The organism is Rhizobium sp. SRI_017 (genome assembly GCF_057586295.1).
Window position 1 is genome coordinate 186,005 of sequence record NZ_JBYCZP010000005.1, and the last position, 14,657, is coordinate 200,661.

At 63.8% G+C, this 14,657-nt stretch carries 14 protein-coding genes; 9 read left to right on the forward strand and 5 right to left on the reverse strand.

Annotated elements, in window-relative coordinates; all coding sequences use genetic code 11:
* Positions 1-400: 400 nt before the first annotated feature.
* From AC2YI2_RS13640 to AC2YI2_RS13655, 4 genes are all read left to right on the forward strand, one after another.
* On the forward strand, positions 401-622 hold the full coding sequence (locus AC2YI2_RS13640; RefSeq protein WP_487387020.1) for an aa3-type cytochrome c oxidase subunit IV: 222 nt from the start codon (positions 401-403) through the stop codon (positions 620-622).
* 82 nt (positions 623-704) lie between these two features.
* Positions 705-1,841, forward strand: a complete 1,137-nt coding sequence (locus AC2YI2_RS13645; RefSeq protein WP_487387021.1) for a Re/Si-specific NAD(P)(+) transhydrogenase subunit alpha — start codon at positions 705-707, stop codon at positions 1,839-1,841.
* Positions 1,842-1,843: 2 nt separating this feature from the next.
* Positions 1,844-2,251: a proton-translocating transhydrogenase family protein gene (locus AC2YI2_RS13650; protein ID WP_487387022.1), complete on the forward strand. Its 408-nt coding sequence runs from the start codon at positions 1,844-1,846 to the stop codon at positions 2,249-2,251.
* A 12-nt stretch (positions 2,252-2,263) separates the two neighbouring features.
* Positions 2,264-3,661: an NAD(P)(+) transhydrogenase (Re/Si-specific) subunit beta gene (locus AC2YI2_RS13655; RefSeq protein ID WP_487387023.1), complete on the forward strand. Its 1,398-nt coding sequence runs from the start codon at positions 2,264-2,266 to the stop codon at positions 3,659-3,661.
* 67 nt (positions 3,662-3,728) lie between these two features.
* Here the strand turns inward: AC2YI2_RS13655 and AC2YI2_RS13660 are convergent, their stop codons facing one another.
* Positions 3,729-4,400, reverse strand: a complete 672-nt coding sequence (locus AC2YI2_RS13660; protein ID WP_487387024.1) for a DJ-1/PfpI family protein — start codon at positions 4,398-4,400, stop codon at positions 3,729-3,731.
* Between the two features lie 78 nt (positions 4,401-4,478).
* Between AC2YI2_RS13660 and AC2YI2_RS13665 the strand changes: the two genes are divergently transcribed.
* A complete protein-coding gene (locus AC2YI2_RS13665; protein ID WP_487387025.1) occupies positions 4,479-5,477 on the forward strand; it encodes a GlxA family transcriptional regulator in 999 nt (332 codons plus the stop codon).
* On the opposite strand, the gene AC2YI2_RS13670 is transcribed toward AC2YI2_RS13665, so the two are convergent.
* The 3 genes from AC2YI2_RS13670 to rpsU all read right to left on the reverse strand — a co-directional run bounded on the left by AC2YI2_RS13670 (position 5,447) and on the right by rpsU (position 7,816).
* Positions 5,447-6,523 carry an NAD(P)/FAD-dependent oxidoreductase gene (locus AC2YI2_RS13670; RefSeq protein WP_487387026.1) on the reverse strand — a complete coding sequence of 359 codons (1,077 nt, stop codon included), beginning with the start codon at positions 6,521-6,523 and terminating at the stop codon, positions 5,447-5,449. The genes AC2YI2_RS13665 and AC2YI2_RS13670 overlap by 31 nt on opposite strands.
* Before the next feature lie 61 nt (positions 6,524-6,584).
* The gene (locus AC2YI2_RS13675) at positions 6,585-7,460 is read right to left on the reverse strand and encodes a tetratricopeptide repeat protein (protein ID WP_487387247.1); all 876 of its coding nucleotides are present in this window, start codon (positions 7,458-7,460) and stop codon (positions 6,585-6,587) included.
* Positions 7,461-7,585: 125 nt separating this feature from the next.
* Positions 7,586-7,816: a 30S ribosomal protein S21 gene (rpsU, locus tag AC2YI2_RS13680; RefSeq protein WP_093003918.1), complete on the reverse strand. Its 231-nt coding sequence runs from the start codon at positions 7,814-7,816 to the stop codon at positions 7,586-7,588.
* A gap of 291 nt (positions 7,817-8,107) precedes the next feature.
* Here rpsU and AC2YI2_RS13685 point away from each other — a divergent pair, with 291 nt between their 5' ends.
* From AC2YI2_RS13685 to AC2YI2_RS13700, 4 genes are read left to right on the forward strand one after another with little or no spacing between them, the layout of a single operon-like run.
* Positions 8,108-9,361: a sarcosine oxidase subunit beta family protein gene (locus AC2YI2_RS13685; protein WP_487387027.1), complete on the forward strand. Its 1,254-nt coding sequence runs from the start codon at positions 8,108-8,110 to the stop codon at positions 9,359-9,361.
* A gap of 15 nt (positions 9,362-9,376) precedes the next feature.
* Entirely contained in the window at positions 9,377-9,691 is a 315-nt protein-coding gene (locus tag AC2YI2_RS13690) for a sarcosine oxidase subunit delta (protein ID WP_487387028.1), read from the forward strand.
* A complete protein-coding gene (locus tag AC2YI2_RS13695; protein WP_487387029.1) occupies positions 9,688-12,684 on the forward strand; it encodes a sarcosine oxidase subunit alpha in 2,997 nt (998 codons plus the stop codon). Before AC2YI2_RS13690 ends, AC2YI2_RS13695 begins: the two co-directional genes overlap by 4 nt.
* Positions 12,677-13,228 carry a sarcosine oxidase subunit gamma gene (locus AC2YI2_RS13700; RefSeq protein WP_487387030.1) on the forward strand — a complete coding sequence of 184 codons (552 nt, stop codon included), beginning with the start codon at positions 12,677-12,679 and terminating at the stop codon, positions 13,226-13,228. Before AC2YI2_RS13695 ends, AC2YI2_RS13700 begins: the two co-directional genes overlap by 8 nt.
* Positions 13,229-13,565: 337 nt before the next feature.
* Here the strand turns inward: AC2YI2_RS13700 and AC2YI2_RS13705 are convergent, their stop codons facing one another.
* Positions 13,566-14,642 (reverse strand): DUF2332 domain-containing protein, encoded by a 1,077-nt coding sequence (locus AC2YI2_RS13705; RefSeq protein ID WP_487387031.1) that lies wholly within the window; start codon positions 14,640-14,642, stop codon positions 13,566-13,568.
* Positions 14,643-14,657 lie beyond the last annotated feature (15 nt).

Consider the following 14,657-nt stretch of genomic DNA (forward strand, 5'->3'; position numbering starts at 1 on the left):
CTGTTGGCTCAAGCGGAGTCGGATGGTCGACCGGCCGGCGCGCGTCGTAGCCAAATCTACGTCCAAGCCGGCCGGTCGATCAGCCGGCCCGTTTCAGCCAACCCGAAGGGCCGGGCATCTTTTCGCCAGGATCAGAGGCGATCGGCTCGGCCGTACATTGGGGTATGCCCTTCGCCAATCGCCTCTGATCCTGACGAAAATCTGCTCCGGCAGAATGCTGCAATCTAGTCCTGAAAGGCTCTAAATCGATTTGACCGTACCCGTGCGGCTTTCCGCTGCATTGCGCTTCGATTTTGCATTGTGTAAGGCCTAGACAAGGCTGGATTCCATCCGCCGCCTGATCTTATTGCGACAATGACCTGCGAAGGCGCGCCATGCCGACGCGACTGGGGAGACTTTGATGGCTGAACATCATTCTGGGCCGGTGGAAGTGGGTGCTTCCATGGATTATGCCGAGCACGACAAGACCTACAAGGGTTTCATGTTCGCTGCCAAATACGGCACCATGACCATCGCCATTCTGCTCATCTGCATGGCGGTCGGTTTCTTCACTGGGGCCGGTTTTGTCTTCTCGACCCTGCTCTTTATCGTTCTGACGGCACTCGGCTTCTATCTGCTGTAATCCGATTCTCGAACGTTCGTGATCGATGCTCGCTGCGGCATGTGGCGGGCACGGTTGTTTGCTGAATGCCGGGGAGGGCTTTGTGGCGGCTACTATCTTTATTGCGCGTGAATCCGTAGACGGCGAGCCGCGTGTTGCGGGTTCGCCTGAGACGGTGAAGAAGATGAAGGCGCTCGGTCTCGACGTTATCGTCGAGGCGGGCGCGGGTGAGCTTTCCCGTATCCCGGACAGCGAGTTCGAGAAGTTCGGTGCCCGCATTGGCACCGCTGCGGATGCCGCCTCGGCCGATGTCGTCCTCAAGGTCCGCCGCCCGACCGGCGCGGAGCATAAGGGCTACAAATCCGGCGCCGTCGTCATCGCCACAATGGATCCCTATGGCAATGAAGACGCGATCGCCGAAATAGCGGGCGCTTCGCTGACGGCTTTCGCCATGGAACTGATGCCGCGTATCACCCGCGCCCAGTCGATGGACATCCTCTCTTCCCAAGCTAATCTTGCGGGCTATCAGGCCGTGATCGATGCGGCGTCGGTCTATGACCGCGCCATACCGATGATGATGACTGCTGCCGGCACCGTGCCCGCGGCAAAGGTGTTCGTCATGGGCGCCGGCGTCGCCGGCCTCCAGGCTATCGCCACCGCCCGGCGCCTTGGCGCCGTAGTTTCGGCGACCGACGTGCGACCCGCCGCCAAGGAACAGGTTGCCTCGCTCGGCGCCAAGTTCATCGCGGTCGAGGACGAGGAATTCAAGGCCGCCGAAACCGCTGCCGGCTATGCCAAGCCGATGTCGGCGGAATATCAAGCCAAGCAGGCGGCGCTCGTTGCCGAGCACATCGCCAAGCAGGACATCGTCATCACCACGGCGCTGATCCCCGGCCGTCCCGCCCCGCGGCTCGTGACGCGCGACATGCTCAAGGCCATGAAGCCCGGCTCGGTTGCCGTCGATCTCGCCATTGAGCGCGGCGGCAATATCGAGGGCGCGGTCGCCGACCAGGTCACCGATGTCGAAGGCGTACGCGTTATTGCCTATGCCAATGTCGCCGGACGTATCGCGGCGTCGGCTTCGTTGCTCTACGCCAAGAACCTGCTCACCTTCCTCGAGACGCTGATTTCCAAGGAGACCAAGGACGTCGTCATCAATGCCGAGGACGAACTGGTCAAGGCGACGATGCTGACTCATGGCGGCCAGGTCGTGCATCCGAACTTCAAGAAGGAGGGCTGAACATGGCATCCGAAACCGTCACCAAGGCCCTCGAAAATCTCGACAAGGCCGTTGCCGCCGTCCAGGATGCGGTCGCGACACAGCCTTCCATCGCCGACGCGGCGCATGTGTTGTCGGGCGGCGCCATCGACCCGTTCGTCTTCCAGCTCGCGATCTTCGTGCTGGCGATCTTCGTCGGCTATTATGTGGTCTGGTCGGTGACGCCGGCGCTGCACACGCCGCTGATGGCTGTCACCAACGCGATCTCCTCTGTCATCGTCGTCGGCGCGCTGCTCGCGGTCGGCCTGTCGGCTTCGGGCATCGCGACCGGCATGGGCTTCGTCGCGCTGATCCTTGCCTCGATCAACATCTTCGGCGGCTTCCTGGTCACCCAGCGCATGCTCGCCATGTACAAGAAAAAAGACAAGTGAGGGCGGGATAACATGTCGGTCAATATCGCTGCCTTCCTCTATCTCGTGTCCGGGGTGCTGTTCATCATGGCGCTCCGGGGGCTGAGCCACCCGTCCACCAGCCGCCAGGGCAATCGCTATGGCATGGTCGGCATGGGTATAGCCATCGCCACCACGCTCGCGCTGGCCACGCCCAGTGTCACGGGCTGGGGCCTGATCATCGCCGGCCTCGCCATCGGCGGCGGCGTCGGCGCGGTCATTGCCCGTCGCATCGCCATGACCTCGATGCCGCAGCTCGTCGCCGGCTTCCACAGCCTCGTCGGCCTCGCTGCCGTGCTGGTGGCTGCGGCAGCGCTCTATGCGCCGTCATCCTTCGGCATCGGCGAAGTCGAGCATATCCATGCTCAGGCGCTGGTCGAAATGTCGCTCGGCGTGGCCATTGGCGCCATCACCTTCACCGGCTCGATCATCGCTTTCCTGAAGCTTGACGGACGGATGAGCGGCAAGCCGATCATGCTGCCGATGCGACATGCGATCAACCTCGCACTGTTCATCGCCATCGTCGTGCTGATCGGCGTGCTCACCGTCACCGAGAGCCATCTGGTGTTCTGGCTCATCGTCGCCCTCGCGCTGGTCTTCGGCGTGCTTCTGATCGTGCCGATCGGCGGCGCCGATATGCCGGTCGTCGTCTCGATGCTGAACTCCTATTCCGGCTGGGCTGCAGCCGGCATCGGCTTTACCCTGGGCAATCTCGCGCTGATCATCACCGGCGCGCTGGTCGGTTCCTCGGGTGCGATCCTCAGCTACATCATGTGCAAGGGCATGAACCGGTCCTTCATCTCGGTCATTCTCGGCGGCTTCGGCGGTGAGACGGGTGGTCCCGCGCAGGACAATTCCGACAAGCAGGTCAAGCTCGGCTCGGCCGAGGACGCGGCCTATCTGATGGCCAATGCCTCCAAGGTCATCATCGTGCCGGGCTACGGCATGGCGGTGGCGCAAGCCCAGCACGCGCTCAGAGAAATGGGTGACAAGCTCAAGGCCGCCGGCGTCGAGGTCAAATACGCAATCCACCCCGTCGCCGGCCGCATGCCGGGCCATATGAACGTGCTGCTTGCCGAAGCCAACGTGCCCTATGACGACGTGTTCGAGCTGGAAGACATCAATTCCGACTTCGGCCAGGCCGATGTCGCCTATGTCATCGGCGCCAATGACGTCACCAACCCCGCCGCCCGCGACGACAAGACCTCGCCGATCTACGGCATGCCGATCCTCGATGTCGACAAGGCCAAGACCTGCCTCTTCGTCAAGCGCTCACTCGGCTCCGGCTACGCCGGCATAGACAACACGCTGTTCTACAAGGACGGCACCATGATGCTGCTCGGCGACGCCAAGAAGGTCACCGAGGATATCGTCAAGGCGATGGCGCATTGATCATGCGATCTGGCCGGCGGCACAGGCGCGTGCCTTCGCCGCCGACCGGCCCTTCCCGCGTGCCCGATCAAACAACGAGAGTCGGTATGACCTTCTCGCGCTGTGCTCGCGAACCCGCCATGCGGCCCCGGGCAGCCGCGATGATCTCGGGCGTCGCTTCCTGAGGCGTGCCGGATGCGAACGGTGGTGCGGGGGAATATTCCAGCGCCAGCTGAACAGTGCGGGCCTCGTCGGCGCCGAAGAGCTCTGCCAACAATGCCAGGCCGAAGTCGATGCCTGACGTCACACCGCCGGCGGTGATCACATTGCCGTCGCGGACAATCCTCTCCGCCACCGGCGTTGCGCCGAAATGGGGCAGGAAGTCGAGCGCGTTCCAATGCGTCGTCGCCCTTCGGCCCTTGAGCAGGCCGGCAGCGCCGAGCACCAGCGATCCTGTGCAGACCGACGTCACGAAGCGTGCGCCCGCTGCCTGCCGACGGACGAAATCGAGCACCTCGCGGTCCTCGAGCAGCGGATTGACGCCGCCACCGCCCGGCACGCAGATGACGTCGAGCTTGGGGCAGTCCTCGAAAGACGTGGTCGGGATGACGACGAGACCCGTCGCCGATATCAACGGCGCGGCATCCTTCCAGACGAGATGCACATTTGTGCCGGGCGTGGAGGCGAAGACCTCGTAGGGACCGGTCATGTCCAACTGCTGGACCATGGGGAAGACGAGCAGGCCAATTTCTAACGTCATGAATGCCTCCTGTTGACTTGATGACATTAGCCCGTCATGGTTTGGCCAGATCGCCATATAGCCCACAGATCTGGCCAAATGCAGCGTCGCATCGAAATCCTCTCCTATCCCGACAGCCAACTGCTTGACATCGCCGGTCCGCTGCAGGTCTTCGCCTCGGCCAATGACATGGCGACGATCGCGGGCCGTCCCCGGCCCTACGACCCGGTTGTTGTCGCCAGGAGCGCGCTGGTGCGGACTTCGTCAGGCCTGTTGATCGGCGGCGAGGGATTGCCGGGAGAGGATGTTCCGCTCGATACGCTGATCGTGCCGGGAGGGTGGGGCGTCCACCGGATCAGCGAGGATGCGGCGACGCTTGCCTGGGTCCGGGAGCGCAGTGCGCTCGCCCGGCGCACCGCTTCGGTCTGCAGTGGCGCCTTCATCCTCGCCGCGGCCGGTCTGCTCGATGGTCGGAGCGTCGTCACCCATTGGCAGAGCTGCGACGACCTCAAGCGCCGTTTCCCCTCGGTAAAGCTCGATCCCGATCCGATCTTCATCCGTGACGGTGACATCTGGACCTCGGCCGGTGTCACATCGGGCATCGATCTCGCGCTGGCACTCGTCGAGGCCGATCTGGGACGCGAGCCGGCGCTGCGGGTGGCGCGCCAGCTCGTCGTATTCCTCAAGCGCCCCGGCGGACAGTCGCAATTCTCCGTCGCGCTGGCGCTTCAGGATACCGGATCACGATTCGACGACTTGCATGCCTGGATCGTGCAGAACCTCCATCGCCGCCTGTCGCTCTCCGACCTCGCAGACAAGTCCGGAATGAGCACGCGAAGCTTCTCGCGCCACTATCGGGAAAAGACCGGGCTGACCCCCGCTCGCGCCATCGAGGAACTTCGACTCGAAAGCGCCCGGCGCCAGCTCGAACAGGGGGCGCCCATCGGACGCGCGGCATCGCGTTGCGGATTCGGTTCCGAGGAAACGATGCGCCGTGCGTTCCTGCGCCGCTATGGCGTGACGCCGCAGGCCTACCGGGAGCGGTTCGCCTCGCCGGGCCAATCGACTCAGGCGGCAGCGAATCGCGAGAGCCGGTAGGGCGCCAGAAGAGGCTCCGACGCGCCTGTCAGGATTTCCTCAGCAGCAAACCGCCCGATCGCCGGCGCCAGCGTGATGCCGGAATGGGTCACAGCGAGGTAGAGCCCCTCGACACCATCGGCCCCGCCCAGTATCGGGAAGCCGTCCTTTGGCGTCGGGCGATAGCCGACGGTGTGGAAATCCATCTCCAGCGATTCGCCGTCCTTCAGGAATGCCTTGAGCTTCGCGAACAGATCGCGCGCCGCGCCCTCGGCATCATTGCCGGGGTCCGTGCCGCCGAAATCGCTGCCGGCGATGATGCGGCCGTCATGTGTCTGGCGGACATGGAGTTCGGTGGCGATGACCAGGCCGTTCAGCAGCTTCGGCACAGGCCTGGAATGCACGATCAGCCCGGGCGGCGCTTCAATTGGAACAGCAATGCCTATCGTTGAAGCGAGCTTCAGCGTATCGGCGCCGCTTGCGATCACCACCGCATCGGCGGTCATGATGCCGTCGGCAGTCCGGACGCCGGTAAGCTTTCCGGCCTTCGTTTCAAGGCCGGTGACAGCCACGCCCTCGAGCACCTCAAGTCCCCGTGCCCGGGTGCTTTCAATCAGCGCAATGGTCGCGGCAACTGGCTCAGCCGCACCCTCTTCCCGCACATGCAGCGCAAGATCAGGGAGATTCTTGACCGCCGGCTCGATCCGGGACGCTTCATCTGCGTCGACTTCGCGGACATCGTATCCCCACTTGCCATGCTCACGGGCGAAGATAAGCAGTTCCTCGCGCGGCAAGTCCCAGCAAAGCCCGCCGCACCATGCGAGCTGCACGCCGGGCACGTCTTTGGCAAGCCGTGTCCATTCCGCCATCGAGCGGGTTCTCAGCCGGAAATAGGGTTCGGGATTGCCCCAGCTGGCATTGATCCAGGCAAAGGATGTGGGCGTTGCCACGCCACCGGTCTTGCCGGCGATCAGCCGGACCTTTGCCCCTGCCGCCACCAGATGCCAGGCAATCGAGGCGCCGATGATTCCGCCGCCCACGACGATGATGTCACGCTTGTCCGCCATGATGATCCTTTCCGAATCCATAGCGAGAGACTAGCCGACCAATTGCTTCCGAGACAAAGATTTAGTTTGCGGGGACCGCACCGCGGGTGCGCGCCATGCCGTCCTTGGCAAGCTGATATTTCGGATCGAGCCGCACCGCGAAGCTGTAGGACTTGTAAGCCCGCTTCATGTCGCCCTTGCGCTCATAGACCAGCGCCTGGTTGGCCCAGGACTCGGCGAGCTTGCCGTCGAGCGCGATGGCGGTGTTGAAGTCCGCAAAGGCATTGTCGTCGTCATTGAGCGCGACGTAGGAGATGCCGCGGCCGTTATAGGGTTCGGCGGAGTTCGGCGACAGCGAGATCGCCGTCGAGAAGTCCTCGATCGCCTTGGCGTGGTTGCCGCGCAGCTGGTAGATCAGGCCGCGATTGTGATAGGCGCGCGGATCAGTCGTATCGAGGCCGATGGCGCGGTTGTAGTCGTTCATCGCGGCATCGAGCTGGCCGGCCTGGCGATAGATGTTGCCGCGGCCGATGAAGGCGACGTCGTAACGCGGGGAAAGCTTCAGCGCCGTGTTGTAGTCGGCGAGCGCGAGCTCGGCCTTGCCCTGGTTGCGGTAGATCAGGGCCCGGTTCGCATAGGCCTGGTAGAAGCGCGGATTGAGTTCGAGCGCGCGATTGAAATCGTCGAGCGCGTCCGAGAACTGACCGGCGCGGCCATAGGCCGAGCCGCGGGTATTGTAACCCTCCGGATCGGACGGGTTGGCACTGATCACCGTCGTCAGCGACGAGATGTTCTCTTCCGTGCCCTGTTCCTTGTTGATCCGGATCGTGTCCGTCGTATCGGTCGTGCCGCAGGCGGCAAGACCCATGCCCATCGCACCAGCCAGGAGCACTATTCCAAGGAGCTGCGAAGGCGTCTTCGCGCGCGGCCCAGAAGCGATCACGCAGGCGGCTGTCATGTCGGTCATGTTTTCTTCAACTTCCGGGGAGCCCCTGAGCTCCGGGTCAAGCAACAAAAAGGCGGTGGCGAACTTTCTTCGCCCCCGCCGACACATGCATCATATTTCGTCAAAAGGACGGCAGATCACCGAGCCGGACGAGGAGTCGAGGGCAGGAGGCCTTCGCGCTGCATGCGCTTGCGGGCCAGTTTGCGGACGCGACGAACAGCTTCGGCCTTTTCGCGGGCGCGCTTCTGGGACGGTTTCTCGTAGTAGTCGCGCATCTTCATTTCGCGGAAAATTCCTTCGCGCTGCATCTTTTTCTTAAGAGCGCGGAGAGCCTGATCAACATTGTTGTCGCGAACCAAAACCTGCACGTGAATCCCGTTCCTTATCTCGAGTTTCGCTTCCCAAGTCGCGGCCCAGGAAACTGCCAAAAACAACTTCGCCGGGCGTGTGCCCAGCGATTGGTCGTTGCGAATATCAGAAGTGCCGGCGGAAGTCCAGACCCTGTCCATGAGCAGGCGCGAAAAATCCAGCTTTGCACGGCGTCGGGCCGCTGGCGGGTCCGCACCGTCAGGCGTCGCAAAAGAAACGTTGTGCCGCCTGGTTTTTTGCGATCTCCTGCACCAGAACAAGCGGCCGCCACGACATGGAGTTTCCCCCGGATGCGCAAATACTCGGCCTTCGCCATCGCCCGTGAAGCCTTGAGAGGCCACAGCGGCTGGGACAAGCACTGGGCCTCGCCCGAGCCCAAGTCTGAATACGACGTCGTCATCATCGGCGCCGGCGGCCATGGCCTCGGCACGGCCTATTACCTCGCCAAGGAACACGGCATCACCAATATCGCCGTGATCGAAAAGGGCTGGCTGGGCGGCGGCAATACCGGCCGCAACACCACCATCATTCGTTCCAACTACCTCTATGACGAAAGTGCGGCGCTTTATAACCACGCGCTGAAGCTCTGGGACAATCTCTCGCAGGACTTCAACTACAATGTCATGTATTCGCCGCGCGGCGTGATGATGCTGGCGCACAACGTCCATGACGTGCAGGTGCTGAAGCGCCATGTCCATTCCAACCGCCTGAACGGCGTCGAGAACGAGTGGCTGACGCCCGAGGAAGCCAAGGAATACTGCCCGCCGCTCAATATTTCCCGCACGGCACGCTACCCGGTCGTGGGTGCCACGCTGCAGCGGAAGGGCGGCACGGCCCGCCATGATGCGGTCGCCTGGGGCTACGCCCGCGGCGCATCCGATCGCGGCGTCCATGTCATCCAGAATTGCGAAGTCACCGGCATTCGCCGCGGCCCGGATGGCGCCGTGCAGGGTGTCGAGACCTCGAGAGGCTATATCGGCGCCAAGAAGGTCGGCGTCGTGGCTGCAGGCCATACGTCGGTGGTGATGGAAATGGCCGGGCTCAAGCTGCCGCTCGTCTCCTACCCGCTGCAGGCCCTGGTCTCCGAGCCGATCAAGCCGATCTTCCCCTGCGTGGTCATGTCCAACACGGTGCATGCCTATATCTCGCAGTCCGACAAGGGCGAACTCGTCATCGGTGCCGGCACCGACCAGTATGCGTCCTATTCGCAGACTGGGGGCCTCCACATCATCAACCACACGCTTGATGCGATCTGCGAGATGTTCCCTGTTTTCACCCGCATGAAGATGATGCGCTCCTGGGGCGGCATCGTCGACGTGACGCCGGACCGTTCGCCGATCCTGTCGAAGACCCCGGTCAAGGGCCTCTATGTGAACTGCGGCTGGGGTACGGGTGGCTTCAAGGCGACGCCGGGCTCGGCTCATGTGTTTGCCCACACCATCGCCCGCGACGAACCGCATCCGATCAACGCGCCGTTCAATCTCGAGCGCTTCCGCAACGGTCGACTGATCGACGAAGCGGCCGCCGCCGCTGTCGCGCACTAACCGATAGGGATCACCATGCTTCTCATCCATTGCCCCTATTGCCAGGAAGACCGGGCGGAACTTGAGTTCCGCAACGGCGACGAGGCGCACATTCTTCGTCCTGAGAACATCACCGAGATCTCGGATGCGGAGTTCGAGAACTATTTCTTCTTGCGCGACAATCCGAAGGGCCTCGTCTTCGAGCGCTGGCGGCATGTTTCGGGCTGCGGCAAGTTCTTCCGCGCGGTCCGTCACACCGTCACCGACAAGTTCGTGATGACATATCGCCAGGATGAGCCGAAGCCTGACCAGGCGACCATCGAAGCCCGCATGGCAGGAGGCGCAAAATGAGCGGAGCCAACCGTATCGCCGGCAAGGGCCGCCTGACGCCCGCCAAGACCGCGCGCATGACCTTCGACGGCACCCAGCTCAATGCGCTGGAGGGCGACTCCGTCGCCTCCGCGCTGCTCGCCAACGGCATCCATCTCGCTGCCCGCTCGTTCAAGTATCACCGCGCCCGCGGCATCCTGACGGCTGGTCCGGAAGAGCCGAACGCGCTGTTCGACATTTCCCGCGACGCCGGTCGCTCGACGCCCAACGTGCGCGGCCCGATGCAGGAAGTCTATGATGGGATCAAGGTCCAGTCGCAGAACCGCTGGCCGTCGCTCGCCTTCGATGTCGGCGCGATCAACAATCTGTTCTCGCCGTTCTTTGCGGCGGGCTTCTACTACAAGACCTTCATGTGGCCGAAAGCTGCCTGGAAGGCGATCTACGAGCCGCGTATCCGTGCTGCCGCCGGTCTCGGCGTCGCGCCGAAGGAAGCCGATCCGGATCACTATGCCAGCCGCTTCGGCCATTGCGACGTGCTGATCGCGGGTGGTGGTGCGGCCGGTATCGCTGCGGCGCTTGCTGCCGCCGAGACAGGGGCATCGGTCATCCTCGCCGACGAGCGCCCGGCGCTGGGTGGCTCGCTGCATTTCGACTCGGGCGTCCAGATCGATGGCCAGGACGGCTTTGCCTGGGCGCAGGCCATGACGGCGAAGCTCGCGGCTATGCCTGGTGTCACCGTGCTGACCCGTACGACGGTGTTCGGCTATTATGCGCAGAACTTCATCGGTCTGGTCGAGCGCGTCACAGATCACGTCGCTAGCCCCGATAAGGCCCTGCCGCGCGAGCGCCTCTGGCAGGTCCGTGCCAAGCGGGTGATCCTCGCCACCGGCGCGATCGAACGCCACATGGTGTTCGACGGCAACGACCGGCCGGGCATCATGCTCGCCTCGGCAGCCCGCACCTATCTCAACCATTATGGTGTCGCCGTCGGCGCCAAGGTCGGTGTCTACACGTCGCATGACTCGGCCTATGAAGCCGCCTTCGACCTCAAGTCTGCCGGCATCCAGATCCCCGTGATCGTCGATACGCGCGACAAACCGGGCGAGGCGGTGCTGAAGAAGGCCCGCGACCTCGGGATCACCGTCCAGGTCGGCTCTTCCGTGCTCAAGACTGGTGGCAAGCTGCGCGTCTCCTCCATGACCGTGGCGCGCCGCGGCATGCGGAGTGGCGAGAAGATCGCGGTCGACGCGCTGATCATGTCCGCGGGCTGGACGCCCTCGGTGCATCTCTTCTCGCAATCGCGCGGCAAGCTTGCCTTCGATGCCGACAATCAGCGCTTCCTGCCCGGCACCTATGCCCAGGATTGCCTCTCGGTCGGGGCCTGCAATGGCACCGGTTCGATCGCGGCCTCGATCGAAGAGGCGCTCGGCGCCGGCCAGTTGCTGGCCCAGGCTGTCGGCGCGACCGGCGCCTCGAATGTGTCGATCACGGCCACGCAGACCTTCGACTGGAGCGGCGGGATGGCGGGTTCCGCCGATGGCGCCGGCCCAGAGAATTCGATGGCCAAGGCTTTCGTCGATTTCCAGCACGATGTCTGCGCCAAGGACATTCGCCTCGCAGTCCGCGAAGGCATGCATTCGATCGAGCATATCAAGCGCTTCACCACCAATGGCATGGCGACGGATCAGGGCAAGACGTCCAATATTCATGGCCTCGCCATCGCTGCCGAGGCGCTCGGCAAGCCGATCCCGGAAGTCGGCCTCACCACCTTCCGTGCTCCCTACACGCCGGTCACCTTCGGCGCGATCGTCAACCATGCCCGCGGTCCGTTGTTCGACCCGGCACGCAAGACGCCAATGCACAAGTGGGAAGAAGACCACGGCGCCGTCTTCGAAGATGTCGGTATCTGGAAGCGCGCCTGGTTCTACCCGAGGGCGGGCGAGGACATGCACCAGGCGGTCAACCGCGAGTGCAAGACGGTCCGTAACGTGGCCGGCCTGTTCGATGCCTCGACGCTGGGCAAGATCGAGGTCGTCGGCCCCGATGCGGCCAAGTTCATGAACATCATGTACACCAACAGCTGGGAAACGCTGAAGCCCGGTCGCTGCCGCTACGGCATCATGCTGCGCGAAGACGGCTACGTCTATGACGACGGTGTCGTCGGCCGCCTTGCCGAGGATCGCTTCCATATCACCACCACGACCGGCGGTGCGCCGCGCGTCATGCAGCATATGGAAGACTATCTCCAGACCGAATTCCCGCATTTCAAGGTGTTCCTGACCTCGACCACCGAACAGTGGGCGGTCATCGCGGTGCAGGGTCCGAAGGCGCGGGAGATCATCGAGCCTCTGCTCGAGGGCATCGATGTGACGAACGAGGCCTTCCCGCATATGAGCGTCGTCGAAGGCAAGATCGCCGGCGTTCCGACCCGCCTGTTCCGCATGACTTTTGCCGGTGAACTCGGCTACGAAGTCAATGTCCCGGCCGACTACGGCCAGGCCGTGTGGGAAGCGATCTGGGCTCGTGCAGAACCGCTCGGCGCCTGCGCCTATGGCACCGAGGCGATGCACGTGCTGCGCGCCGAGAAGGGCTACATCATCGTCGGCCAGGACACCGACGGCACCGTGACGCCTGATGATGCCGGCCTCGGCTGGGCCGTCGGCAAGAAGAAGACCGACTTCGTCGGTATCCGCGGCCTCAGGCGTCCCGATCTCGTGGCCGAAGGCCGCAAGCAACTCGTTGGCCTCAAGACCAAGGATCCGAAGGAAGTGCTGGAGGAAGGCGCGCAGATCGTCGCCGACCCGAACCAGCCGGTGCCGATGAAGATGCTCGGCCACGTCACCTCGTCCTACTGGTCCGAGAATTGCGGCCGGTCGATCGCCATGGCGCTGGTCGCCGGCGGCCGGGCAAAGATGGGTCAGACGCTCTACGTGCCGATGGCCGATCGCGTGATCCCGGTCGAGGTCTGCGACGCCGTGTTCTATGACAAGGAAGGAGGCCGCATCAATGGCTGAGCTCAATAGCATGCGCCGCTCCGCGCTCGATGGTTTCCATGGCGGCTCCTCCGCGGCCCGGCTGACGCCGGCGCCGAACGCGGCCCGCGCCTCGCTCCGCGCCTATCCAGATGCCGTCGCCGCCCTGTCTGCCGCGCTCGGGGTGGAATTGCCGACGAAGCCCAAGACTTCGGCGACGGGCAGCGGCATCACCGCGATGTGGCTCGGCCCGGACGAATGGTTCCTGATTGGACCTGATGGTACCGATTTCGTGGCACTCGCCGGCAAATCCGGCGTGTTCCACTCGGCGGTCGACGTCTCCCACCGCAATATCGGCATCCTGGTCTCCGGCCCGGGCGCACGGGTGACGGTCAACTCCGCCTGCCCGCACGACCTGACGGAAGCATCCTTCCCCGTCGGCGCCTGCACCCGCACGGTGTTCGGCAAGATGGAGATCGTGCTCCATCGCGAAAGCGAGGACACTTATCGGGTCGAAAGCTGGCGCTCTTTCGCCGATTACTGCTTCGGCATGCTGGCGGAAGGTGCGCACGACGCGGTGTATTGAGGCCTTCGGTTTTGAAAATGTCGGACCCAGTGCTACATTGTAGTGAGATGTAGCACTGGGTCTTTTCGTTATGGCCAGCAGCCCATTTTCCGTGAGATTGTCGCCGGAACTGAAACAGCGGCTCGAGGCGGTCGCCGAGCGCGAAGACCGTTCATCATGGTCTATCGCGCGATGGACGATCGCATCGCTGTTCTGAGGATTTGGGACGCGCGCCGCGACCCTGCGAACTTCCAACTCTAGCAAACGAAAACGGTCCCCATTTCACACCGCTCGATTCTAGCACGGGCCAAGAGACCGGGGATGTGAAGAGACCGGCCTTTCGAAGGCCGCCGATCTGCTACCATCCCCGCCAATCGACCCATCGGCCGTGGAAATCTCCGCGGCCGATTTCTTTTTTCTCACCTGACGGCCAAATCTCGAGGGTGAGGGAGGCGCCGTCGGGCTGGTCGTCGGCTTCGAGGGCGACGCGAGCGAGAGGGGCGTCCGGAGTGGCGCGAGCGCCCGCTTCGGCGATAAGGGCTTCGCCCTTTTCGCGGAGCGGGCGGGGCAGGTATTGCCAGGCGATCGTGTGGTAGACGACGTGGACGGCGCCGGGGTGACGGTCGGCGAGACGGTTGGCGAGCCAGTCGACGGCGTCGGCTTGCTCGACCTTCAGGCCTTCCCGGGCCGCGATGTCGAGGGCGGCTGCGGTGCGCTGCAGGCGGTCGGTCTGGTCGGCCCAGATGTAGGAGAGCATGCGGAGGCGATGGGCGGGATCTGATGCGTGGACCGGATTGAGGTCGCAGCCGGAGCGGGCGGCGACGGTGGCGCTGCCCGACGGGGCGGGCTGGCCGCGCCATTCCGGTGCGATCAGGACCGGGGAATTGCTGGCGCCGCATGCGCGGCCGCCGAGGTCGTAGCGGTAGCGATCCCATTGCAGATTGAGGCCGGCACTGGCGCCGACTTCGGAGAGGACGAGTGGCTTGCCTGTCATCTCGCCGATCAGCAGGAAGCCTGGGAGCAGGGCACCCGAGCGGCGGACCTCATTGGTCTGCGGGGATGAGGCCAGGCGGTCGAGGATGAAGGCGGCGTGGTCGGACATCGCCCTTTTCACGGCGGACCAGAGTTTGTCGCCGTCCACCTCGTTCGGCGGATAAGCTGCCTTCAAATTCTTGTCGCGACCTTCGAGGACCAGTGCATGCAGCGAGCCTGCAATGCGGAGAGGCACGGAATCGGCCATCGGCGAAGGATCGCCCGGCCATTGCAGGATGCGGTCGGTCACCGGACCGCCCGGCCCGAGGCGGTCGGCGAACAGGCGGCTGAGACGGGCGGTGAAAGGCGAACCGAGCGCCTCGCAGGCCGCGGCCTGCCGGAGGAAGGCGTTTCGGATCTTTTCCGGCATGGTGGTTTCGGGAACCGGTGAATCAGATGTCATGGGGCGCCTCGCTGC

Coding starts and splice junctions, on each gene's coding strand:
- AC2YI2_RS13665 (WP_487387025.1), top strand. CDS start 4,479: ATGCAGCGTCGCATCGAAATCCTCTCCTATCCCGACAGCCAACTGCTT.
- AC2YI2_RS13650 (WP_487387022.1), top strand. CDS start 1,844: ATGGCATCCGAAACCGTCACCAAGGCCCTCGAAAATCTCGACAAGGCC.
- AC2YI2_RS13675 (WP_487387247.1), bottom strand. CDS start 7,460: ATGACAGCCGCCTGCGTGATCGCTTCTGGGCCGCGCGCGAAGACGCCT.
- AC2YI2_RS13700 (WP_487387030.1), top strand. CDS start 12,677: ATGGCTGAGCTCAATAGCATGCGCCGCTCCGCGCTCGATGGTTTCCAT.
- AC2YI2_RS13660 (WP_487387024.1), bottom strand. CDS start 4,400: ATGACGTTAGAAATTGGCCTGCTCGTCTTCCCCATGGTCCAGCAGTTG.
- AC2YI2_RS13690 (WP_487387028.1), top strand. CDS start 9,377: ATGCTTCTCATCCATTGCCCCTATTGCCAGGAAGACCGGGCGGAACTT.
- AC2YI2_RS13670 (WP_487387026.1), bottom strand. CDS start 6,523: ATGGCGGACAAGCGTGACATCATCGTCGTGGGCGGCGGAATCATCGGC.
- AC2YI2_RS13685 (WP_487387027.1), top strand. CDS start 8,108: ATGCGCAAATACTCGGCCTTCGCCATCGCCCGTGAAGCCTTGAGAGGC.
- AC2YI2_RS13640 (WP_487387020.1), top strand. CDS start 401: ATGGCTGAACATCATTCTGGGCCGGTGGAAGTGGGTGCTTCCATGGAT.
- AC2YI2_RS13695 (WP_487387029.1), top strand. CDS start 9,688: ATGAGCGGAGCCAACCGTATCGCCGGCAAGGGCCGCCTGACGCCCGCC.
- AC2YI2_RS13655 (WP_487387023.1), top strand. CDS start 2,264: ATGTCGGTCAATATCGCTGCCTTCCTCTATCTCGTGTCCGGGGTGCTG.
- AC2YI2_RS13705 (WP_487387031.1), bottom strand. CDS start 14,642: ATGACATCTGATTCACCGGTTCCCGAAACCACCATGCCGGAAAAGATC.